This window comes from Corynebacterium sp. MSK204 (assembly GCF_030229885.1).
In the GTDB taxonomy this organism is placed as follows: domain Bacteria; phylum Actinomycetota; class Actinomycetes; order Mycobacteriales; family Mycobacteriaceae; genus Corynebacterium.
This window is the reverse complement of the sequence record NZ_JASPGQ010000053.1, coordinates 1-742: the sequence shown is the minus strand read 5'-3', so window position 1 is coordinate 742 and position 742 is coordinate 1. Positions and strand designations below refer to the sequence as shown.

The 742-nt window shown below is 57.1% G+C and carries 1 protein-coding gene; it reads right to left on the bottom strand.

Annotation, left to right across the window (positions count from 1 at the left end; translation table 11 throughout):
- Positions 1-85 precede the first annotated feature (85 nt).
- On the bottom strand, positions 86-742 hold a 657-nt coding region (locus tag QP908_RS11745; protein WP_239270173.1), incomplete at its 5' end, for an ATP-binding protein.

Below are 742 nucleotides of genomic sequence, written 5' to 3'. Positions count from 1 at the left end.
TGACGCGGGCTTGTTTTAGGGACCGGTAAGGCGGTACCAGGTACCGGGGTGGCGGTAGCCGCCCGGTAGCCGGTTTTACCCCCGCTTATCGTTTGGACCGTTGACGTTGCTTGAGCTGTTTGCTAAGTGTTCCCCTTTCTTCTTGGAAGTCGTCACGGGTGCGCATGTCTTCACCGATGAGGGTGAGTTTGCTGCCGTTGTTTGCAAGTCGGGATAGGACAGCGTCGGCGATCGCGTTTTCACTAAAGACGCTGTACCAGTATTCCGGCTCGTGCTGGCTGACGATGACGGTTGAGGAATGCTCCCGCTTGACCAGGAGGTTGAATACCTGGGCTAAGGCGAAGGCAGATACGTCCGTGGCCAGGAAGTCGTCGATGACCAACACAGCCGGCTTTGTCAGTTCCTCAAGGAGGGCTTTGCGCTCATAGGCAGCGTCGGCTGTGGCGTCGAACTCGTCGGCTAAGTCGGCGAGTCTAAAGTAGCGTGCGGTTAGTTTATGCCGGCACGCAGCCACGGCTAGGCCTTGGGCGAGGAAGCTTTTGCCGGTGCCGGTAGCTCCCACGATGGTTAGATCTCTGCCGTAGGTAATCCAGTCGCAGGTAGCTAACCGCTCAATACGGTCTGGAGTGATCCCTCGGTTGCTGTGTGCTTCAAAGCGTTCCAAAGCCGCAAGCGCGTTGGGTAGCTTGGCGGCTTTGACGAGTTTTTCGATTACTTTCGAATCACGTGCAGCTACCTGAGC